This is a genomic window from Streptomyces sp. YIM 98790 (assembly GCF_011421595.1).
Lineage (GTDB): Bacteria > Actinomycetota > Actinomycetes > Streptomycetales > Streptomycetaceae > Streptomyces.
The window spans coordinates 1-6,711 of record NZ_WTLH01000253.1; the positions used below are offsets into that span (position 1 = coordinate 1).

At 74.9% G+C, this 6,711-nt stretch carries 3 protein-coding genes; 1 reads left to right on the plus strand and 2 read right to left on the minus strand.

What is annotated here, in order from left to right:
• Positions 1 to 22: 22 nt before the first annotated feature.
• Positions 23 to 2,134 (minus strand): SpoIIE family protein phosphatase, encoded by a 2,112-nt coding sequence (locus GQS09_RS25895; RefSeq protein ID WP_165989976.1) that lies wholly within the window; start codon positions 2,132 to 2,134, stop codon positions 23 to 25.
• Positions 2,135 to 2,493: 359 nt separating this feature from the next.
• Here GQS09_RS25895 and GQS09_RS25900 point away from each other — a divergent pair, with 359 nt between their 5' ends.
• Positions 2,494 to 2,940, plus strand: a complete 447-nt coding sequence (locus GQS09_RS25900) for a cyclic nucleotide-binding domain-containing protein (RefSeq protein ID WP_165989977.1) — start codon at positions 2,494 to 2,496, stop codon at positions 2,938 to 2,940.
• A 6-nt stretch (positions 2,941 to 2,946) separates the two neighbouring features.
• Here GQS09_RS25900 and GQS09_RS25905 read toward each other — a convergent pair whose 3' ends face one another.
• The gene (locus GQS09_RS25905; protein ID WP_165989978.1) at positions 2,947 to 6,609 is read right to left on the minus strand and encodes a hydantoinase B/oxoprolinase family protein; all 3,663 of its coding nucleotides are present in this window, start codon (positions 6,607 to 6,609) and stop codon (positions 2,947 to 2,949) included.
• Between the last annotated feature and the right edge of the window lie 102 nt (positions 6,610 to 6,711).

Below are 6,711 nucleotides of genomic sequence, written 5' to 3' on the forward strand. Positions count from 1 at the left end.
GCCGGGGCCGGGCGCGGGCCGGTCAGGCGCGGGTGTCGCGGCGGCGCCGGCCGGGGCGTCGGTGCACCCGGGCCAGCAGCAGCGCGATGTCGTCCAGCGGGGCCCGGCCCAGCCCGTCCAGCACGGCGTCGCAGACCTCCTCCAGCGGACGGCCGCCGGCGCCGCGCAGCAGCCGGAGCAGGGCGTGCAGCCCGGTGTCGATCGGGTCGCGCCGGTTCTCCACCAGGCCGTCGGTGAACAGGGCGAGCATGGCGCCGTCCGGCAGGTCCCGGCGCTGGCCGGGGAAGGCGCCGGTGCCCACGCCCAGCGGTGCGCCGCAGGGGATGTGGAGCAGTTCCGCGGTGCCGCCCGGGCTGACCAGCACCGGCGGCGGATGGCCGGCGGAGGCGGTCTCCAGCAGGCCGGCGTCCGGGTCGCACACCGTGTACAGGCAGGTGGCTATGGACTCGCCCAGGGATTCCGCGGTGGCGTCCAGATGCCCGAGGAGTTCGCCGGGCGGCAGGTCGAGCCGGGTCAGGGCACGGATGGTGGAACGCAGCTGGCCCATGATGGCGGCGGCGTGCACCCCCTTGCCCATCACGTCGCCGGCCACCAGGGCGATCCGGCCGCGGGTGAGCGGCAGCACGTCGTACCAGTCGCCGCCGACCTCGACCTCGCTGGTGGCGGGCAGGTAGCGGGCGGCCAGTTCGATGTTGCGGTAGCCGGTGGGCAGGTGCGGCAGCAGGCTGCGCTGGAGGGTGAGCGCGGCGTTGCGCTCCCGGGTGTAGAGGCGGGCGTTGTCGATGCTGATGGCGGCCCGGGAGGCGAGTTCGGCGGCGAGGGCCTGGTCCTGGTCGTCGAAGGGGCGCGGATGGTGCCGGGTGCGGTAGAGACTGACGGCGCCGAGCACCCGGCCGCGGGCGATCAGCGGAACGGCGAGGTAGGAGTGGGCGCCGGCGTCGCGCAGCAGCCGGGCCGCGGTGTCGTCCTTGGCCACGGTGCGCAGCAGGGCGTGGCCGAGCCGGGGCAGCAGCACGGGGGTGCGTTCGGCGACCGCCCGGGTGATCACCCGGCTGGGGCCGTAGGAGGCGAGTTCGCCGACCGTGTCGGGGACGCCGGCGAGTTCGGCGTCCGGGGCCGAGGCCACGGCCAGGGCGCGGAACCGGGCGGAGCCGCCGGGGCCGACGGGCGGCGGGGTCTCGCCGTCGAGCACCGCGTCCAGCACGTCCACGGCGGCCAGGCCGGCCAGCCGGGGCACCGCGGTCTCGGCGAGTTCCCGGGCGGTCAGGCGCAGGTCGAGGGTGGTGCCGATGCGGGCGGAGGCGTCGGCGATCACCGCCAGCCGTTCCCGTGCCTCGGCGACCTCGGCGGAGGCGCGGTGCCGCTCGGAGACGTCGACGGCGGAGGCGGCGACGCCGATCGGGCGGCCGGCCACGTCGTCCACCCGGTAGTAGGAGACCGACCAGATGTGCTCGTGGTGGGGATCGGCCGCGGTGCGGCCGACGGAGCGCTGGTCGAGCAGGGGTTCGCCGGTCTCCAGCACCTGGTGGACGGCACGCCGCACCGCTTCGGTGTCGATGCCGGTCAGCACGTCCGGCAGGCGTCTGCCGAGCATCTTCTCGGCCGGGATGCCGTTGATCCGGGCCAGCGCGGGGTTGACCCGCAGCCAGCGCAGGTCCTTGTCGAACAGGGCGAGCCCGACCGGCGACTGGGTGATCAGGGAGTGGGACATGGCCAGGTCGGTGTCGAGCCGGCGGACGGTCTCGGCGTCCGCGGCCAGCCCCAGCACATAGAGCTCGCCGTTGATGTCGTGCAGCCGGATGTGGCGGAAGTCCATCGGGACGACGGTGCCGTCCCGGTGGAGGACGGGGAACACGCCGGTCCACGCGGCTCCTCCCCTGACCAGCCGGAACCATTCGGTGACCTGGTCCCAGTGCTCGGGCTGGACCAGCAGCCGGCCGGCGTTGCGGCCCAGGGCCTCCTCGGGGGTGTAGCCCAGGAGGTGCTCCGCCTCGGGGCTCCAGAGCACGATGCTGGCCCGGGCATCGAGCACGAAGGTGGCCACCCGCAGCAGGTCGAGCACGCTGCCCGGGGTGGCCGCGGCGGCGTCACGCGGCAGGGTACCGGCCGGCGGCAATGGCTCCTGGGCGGTCATCCCTTCTCCTCGCGGCCCGCGGACGGATCCGGGCGGCGCGCGGGCGCGGCGTCCGGCGGTGGTGTTCCGTTCCACCATTCAACGCTGCAGTTCGGCTGTGCGCGCGGTCACCGGCGAATCGGTGCCGTGTGCGCTGCCCTGGGCACGTGGCCGCTGCCCGATGCCGCCGTGGCGGGGCGGACGCAGGTGGAGGCCGGGGCGGCCGGGGAGCCACGGGGACCGGGGGGCGCCGGGGAAGCCGGAAAAAGCCCGCATCACCCATTCAGCGGATAGTCGGATTTATGGTGCAATGAAGTGGTCGGTATCCGGCCGCCCGCGGCAGTGCCGCCGCGGGCGGGGCCGAGAGGAGGCAGCAGGCCATGACGGCCCCCCAGCGGTTGCTGATGTCCCTGCCGCCCCGGCACCGGGCGCGGCTGATGGCCCTGGCCCGGGAGGTGTCCTTCCCGCAGGGCACCCGGATCTTCGAGGAGCGGGGCACCGCGGACCGGTTCTGGATCGTCCGGTCCGGCTCGGTCGCCCTCGACGTGCGGGTGCGCGGTGAGTGGCCCACCCGGGTCTCCACCATCGATCCGGGCGATCTGCTCGGCTGGTCCTGGCTCTTCCCGCCCTACACCTGGGACTTCGGCGCGGAGGCGTTCACCCCGGTGCGGGCCTGGGAGTTCGACGGCGCGGCGGTGCGCCGGCAGTGCGACACGGAATGCGACTTCGGGTATGCGCTGCTGCGCTCGGTCGCGGAGATCCTGGCCTACCGGGTGCAGACCGCCCGCACCCGGCTGCTCGACCTGTACGTCCCGCACGCCGGCTGACGGCCGTCAGCCGGCCGCCGGCGGGGCGGTGCCGTAACCGCCGCCGCCCGGGGTCTCCACCAGCAGCACGTCGCCCGCCCCGGCCCGGGCGGTGTCGCAGCCGGTCAGCTCCTCCACGGTGCCGTCGGCCCGCTCCACCGCGTTGCGGCCCGGCGCGCCGGGCGCGCCGCCCGCCATGCCGTAGGGCGGCACCCGCCGGTGGCTGCTCAGCACGGTGACGGTCATCGGCTCCAGGAAGCGGATGCGCCGCCGCACCCCGTTGCCGCCGCGCCAGCGGCCGTCGCCGCCGCTGCCCTCGCGCACCGCGAAGTCCTCCACCCGGACCGGGTAGCGCCACTCCAGCACCTCGGGGTCGGTGAGCCGGGAGTTGGTCATGTGGGTCTGCACCGCGTCCGCGCCCGGGAAGCCGTCCCCCGCGCCGGAGCCGCTGGCCACGGTCTCGTAGTACTGGAAGCGGTCGTTGCCGAAGGTGACGTTGTTCATGGTGCCCGAGCCCTCGGCCTGCACACCGAGCGCGGCGTAGAGGGCTCCGGTCACCGCCTGGGAGGTCTCCACATTGCCGGCCACGGTGGCCGCCGGGTACTCCGGGGCCAGCATGCAGCCGGGCGGAATCCGGATCTCCAGGGGCTTCAGACAGCCGCTGTTGAGCGGGATGTCGTCGGCGATCAGGGTGCGGAACACGTACAGCACCGCGGCCATCACCACGGAGCTGGGGGCGTTGGCGTTGCCCGGCAGCTGGGCGGAGGTGCCGGTGAAGTCCAGCACCGCGCGGCGCGCCGCCCGGTCCACGGACACCGATACCGCGATGACCGCGCCCGCGTCGGTCTCGTAGCGGTAACTGCCGTCCCGCAGGGTGGTGATGACGCGGCGCACCGACTCCTCGGCGTTGTCCTGCACGTGCCGCATGTAGGCCCGGACCACGTCCAGCCCGAACTCCTCGATCATGGCCCGCAGTTCGGTGATGCCCTTCTCGTTGGCGGCGATCTGGGCGCGCAGGTCCGCCAGGTTGGCGTCCGGGTTGCGGGAGGGATACCGGGCCCCGGCCAGCAGGGCCCGGGTCTCGGCCTCGCGCAGCCTGCCGTCGCGCACCAGCAGCCAGTTGTCGAACAGCACCCCCTCCTCGTGCACGGTGCGGCTGAACGCGGGCATGGAGCCGGGCGTGATGCCGCCGATCTCGGCGTGGTGCCCGCGGGAGGCGACCAGGAACAGCAGTTCCGGACGGGGCCCGCCGGAGCCGTCGAACACCGGGGTGACCACCGTGACGTCCGGCAGGTGGGTGCCCCCGTGATAGGGGTCGTTGATGGCGTAGACGTCGCCCGGGCGCATGGTGCCGGCGTTGCGGCGCAGCACCTCCTTGATGGACTCCCCCATGGAGCCCAGATGCACCGGGATGTGCGGGGCGTTGGCGATCAGATTGCCCTCGGAATCGAACAGCGCGCAGGAGAAGTCGAGCCGCTCCTTGATGTTGACGGAGTGGGCGGTGTTCTCCAGCCGCAGCCCCATCTGTTCGGCGATGGCCATGAAGAGGTTGTTGAACACCTCCAGCCTGACCGGGTCGGCCTCGGTGCCGACGGCGGCGGTGCGCGGGCGGGGCACCGCGCGGGTGAGGATCAGGTGGCCGTGCTCGCCCGCGCCCGCCCGCCAGCCCGGTTCCACGACCGTGGTGGCGTCCGGCTCGGTGATCAGCGCCGGGCCGGGGACGGTGTCCCCGGGGCGCAGGTCCGCACGCCGGTACAGGGCGGCCCGCTGCCAGCCGCCGGCGGCGTACACGGTGGTCTCACCGGCCGGTGCGGCCGGCGGCCCGGCGGGGGCGGCGGCGGGCCGGGCACCGGAGACGGCCGGGCCGCCGGCGACGGGGGCGGGAGCAGGGGCGTCCGGCGGTGCGGAGGAGCCGGTGGCCTCCGCCACGGCGGTGGCCACCACCAGCGGCTTGTCCATCACGAAGCCGTAGCGGGCACGGTGCAGCCGGGCGAACGCCGCGGCCATCTCGTCGCGTCCGGCGAGCGGCACCGGGAGCACCGAGTCGGTCCCGGCGTAGCGCAGATGCACCCGGGCGGTGGTGCGCACCGCCGCCGGGGGCACGCCGTCCTCGTGCAGTTCCTCGCGGGCCAGCCCGGCCAGCCGCTCGCACAACTCGCGCACCGCGGGCATCGCCTGCTCGGTCAGTTCCGTCTCCACCGACCGTTCGCGCAGCGCGGTGGCCTCGGCGATGCCGATGCCGTAGGCGGAGAGCACCCCCGCCAGCGGCGGCACCACCACGGTGTCGACGGCCAGGGCGTCGGCGACCGCGCAGGCGTGCTGGCCGCCCGCCCCGCCGAAGCTGGCCAGGGCGTAGCGGGTGATGTCGTGGCCGCGCTGCACGGAGATCTTCCGCACCGCGTTGGCCATGTTGAGCACCGCGATCTCCAGGAAGCCGGCCGCGACCTCCTCCGGGGTGCGGGTGTCGCCGGTGGCCGCGGTGATCCGGGCGGCCAGGGCGGTGAACTGCTCGCGGACCGTGTCCGCGTCCAGCGGCTGGTCGCCTCCGGGACCGAAGACGTGCGGGAAGTGGCCGGGCCGGATCCGGCCGAGCATCACATTGGCGTCGGTGACGGTGAGCGGGCCGCCGCGGCGGTAGCAGGCCGGGCCGGGGACGGCGCCCGCCGACTCCGGGCCCACCCGGTAGCGGGCGCCGTCGAAGCGCAGCACCGAGCCGCCGCCCGCCGCGACGGTGTGGATGTCCATCATGGGGGCGCGCATCCGCACCCCGGCGACCTCGGTGTCGAAGACGCGTTCCAGCTCGCCGGCGTAGTGCGAGACATCGGTGGAGGTGCCGCCCATGTCGAAGCCGATCACCCGGTGGTAGCCGGCCCTGGCGCAGCTCCCGGCCATGCCGACCACTCCCCCGGCCGGACCGGAGAGCACCGCGTCCTTGCCGCGGAAGCCGCCCGCCTCCCGCAGGCCGCCGTTGGACTGCATGAACATCAGCCGCACGCCCTTGAGTTCCTGGGCGACTTGGTCCACGTAGCGGCGCAGCACGGGCGAGAGATAGGCGTCCACCACCGTGGTGTCGCCCCGGGGCACCAGCTTGATCAGCGGGCTGACCTCGTGCGAGACGCTGATCTGGGTGAAGCCCGCGGCGGCGGCGAGTTCCGCGGCGAGCCGTTCGTGGGCCGGGTGGCGGTAGCCGTGCAGGAAGACGACGGCGACCGAGCGGAAGCCGTCCCGGCGGGCGGCGCGCAGCGCCTCGGCGGTGGCGTCGCGGTCCAGCGGACGGACCGTCTCGCCGTGCGCGGAGACGCGTTCGCCGGTCTCGATCACCCGGTCGTACAGCGCCTCCGGGAGCAGGATGCGGCGGTCGAAGAGACGGGGGCGGTTCTGGTAGGCGATGCGCAGCGCGTCCCGGAACCCGGCGGTGGTGAGCAGCACGGTGGGCTCGCCCCGGCGTTCCAGCAGGGCGTTGGTGGCGACCGTGGTGCCCATCTTGACCTGCGCGATCAGGTCGGCGGGCACCGGCTCGCCGGGGGCGGTGCCCAGCATCCGGCGGATTCCGGCGACCGCGGCGTCCCGGTAGCGGCCGGGGTTGTGGGAGAGCAGTTTGCCGGTCACCAGGGTGCCGTCGGGGCGCCGCCCCACGACGTCGGTGAAGGTGCCGCCACGGTCGATCCAGAATTCCCAGCGCCCGGTCATGGCGGACATCGTGCCAAATCGGCACCGGCCGCGACAGCGGGCCCCGGGCCGGGCCCCGGGCCGGGCGGCGGGCGCAGTGGCGGGGGCGGCGGCGCGGTGGCC

Excerpts from the sequence above, each read along its gene's own strand:
- GQS09_RS25900 (WP_165989977.1), top strand. The coding sequence starts at position 2,494 with ATGACGGCCCCCCAGCGGTTGCTGATGTCCCTGCCGCCCCGGCACCGG.
- GQS09_RS25895 (WP_165989976.1), bottom strand. The coding sequence starts at position 2,134 with ATGACCGCCCAGGAGCCATTGCCGCCGGCCGGTACCCTGCCGCGTGAC.
- GQS09_RS25905 (WP_165989978.1), bottom strand. The coding sequence starts at position 6,609 with ATGACCGGGCGCTGGGAATTCTGGATCGACCGTGGCGGCACCTTCACC.